Source organism: Globicatella sp. HMSC072A10, from assembly GCF_001811625.1.
GTDB classification, from domain to species: domain Bacteria; phylum Bacillota; class Bacilli; order Lactobacillales; family Aerococcaceae; genus Globicatella; species Globicatella sanguinis.
In genome coordinates this window covers 1-1,566 of record NZ_KV805744.1, presented here as the reverse complement: position 1 = coordinate 1,566, position 1,566 = coordinate 1, and the positions used below count along the sequence as shown (strand labels likewise).

General features: G+C 38.1%; 2 protein-coding genes. Both read left to right on the top strand.

All coding sequences use genetic code 11. The features are described 5' to 3' along the window. Positions 1 to 54: 54 nt before the first annotated feature. Positions 55 to 645 carry a helix-turn-helix domain-containing protein gene (locus HMPREF2811_RS11860; RefSeq protein ID WP_071408692.1) on the top strand — a complete coding sequence of 197 codons (591 nt, stop codon included), beginning with the start codon at positions 55 to 57 and terminating at the stop codon, positions 643 to 645. Next, entirely contained in the window at positions 549 to 1,484 is a 936-nt protein-coding gene (locus HMPREF2811_RS11855) for an IS3 family transposase (RefSeq protein WP_371441406.1), read from the top strand. Before HMPREF2811_RS11860 ends, HMPREF2811_RS11855 begins: the two co-directional genes overlap by 97 nt. The last annotated feature ends 82 nt before the right edge of the window (positions 1,485 to 1,566 follow it).

Genomic DNA, 1,566 nt, shown 5'->3' with positions numbered 1-1,566 from the left:
TGAACTGACCCCCTAAAGTTGGACCAAGAAAATCCAATTTAAGGGGGTATTTGTATGGCGAAATATACTCTAGATTTTAAAATGAAAGTGGTCGCAGAGTATCTGTCTGGTACTATTGGATTAAACTCATTGACTAAGAAATATAAACTCAAATCAACCCAACAAATAAGAAGGTGGGTCAATGCGTATCAAACACTAGGAGTAGAAGGATTAAAACGCTCTCGCAAAAATAATTCATATAGTGTAGAATTTAAGTTGAAAGCAATTACTATGTATGAAACAAGCGAGAAATCCTATCAAGAAGTGGCGAATGAGTTAGGTTTGAATAATCCACCTCTCATTACTGCTTGGCGGCAAGCATACTATGACCACGGGATTGAAGGACTTTCTCGCAAGCGAGGGAGGCCCACAATGTCTAAAAAGAAAAAGGCTAAAAACGAAAAGCAAATAGCTGCTTCTCAGCCATTAAAAATAACGGATTTAGAGCAGGCAAACAAGCGAATTGAAGAACTTGAGTATGAACTCAAGATGCAAACCATTAAAAATAAATACTTGGAAATGCTAAGGAGCTTGCGGCTTCAGAAAACAACGAAGACAAAGCAAGAATCATCCACAAGCTCCGACAAGAAGAAAAATTTACCCTAACTGAGATTCTTGCGGCGGTTGATTTCCCTAAATCAACCTACATGTATTGGCAGGCTCAATGGAAAAGGCCCAATCCAGATCAAAAAATTAAAGATAAAATGTTGAGCATTCGTGAAAAACACCCAAATTATGGTTACCGTCGCATGCATGCGATGCTTGTTAAAGATGGGTGGAAAATCAATCGCAAGAAAGTCCAACGTCTCTGCCAAGAATTAAAAATTCAAGTTAAAAACTATGGTCGAAAATATCGTCGATACAATAGCTATAAAGGAGCCATAGGACAGATTGCACCCAATCGAGTCAATCGTCGATTTGATAGCTCTGTTCCCTATCAAAAGATCACAACTGATACAAGTGAATTCAAGTATTACGAAGAAGATACTGCTGGCAAGCTTCAAGTTAAGAAACTATATTTTGATCCTTTCATGGACCTATATAATCTAGAAATTATCAGTTTTAAGATCTCACACCAACCAAATAAAGAAACAATGCTCAGAGCATTAGAAGAAGCGATTGAAGCTTCGAAAGAGTGTCCCTATCGGCGAACTTTCCACTCAGACCGTGGTTGGGCTTATCAGATGAAGGAGTACCAAGCGTTATTGGAAGACCATCAGATATTTCAAAGTATGTCGCGTAAAGGCAACTGTTATGACAATGCACCGATAGAGAACTTCTTCGGGGTGATGAAACAAGAGATGTATTATGGAAAAGTTTATCGAAGTTACAGTGAATTAGAACAAGCAATCATTGATTATATTCGTTACTATAACGAGGTGCGAATTAAGGAAAAGTTAAGCTGGTTAAGTCCTGTTGAATATCGAGAAACACTGGCTGCTTAAAGAATAACCTTAAGCGAACAAAAAGAGAGACAAGCATAAAACTATGCCTATCTCTCTGGTCCAACTATTTGGGGTCACTCTA

Bases quoted from the DNA above. Each gene is read 5' to 3' on its own strand.
- HMPREF2811_RS11860 (WP_071408692.1), top strand. From the start codon at position 55: ATGGCGAAATATACTCTAGATTTTAAAATGAAAGTGGTCGCAGAGTAT.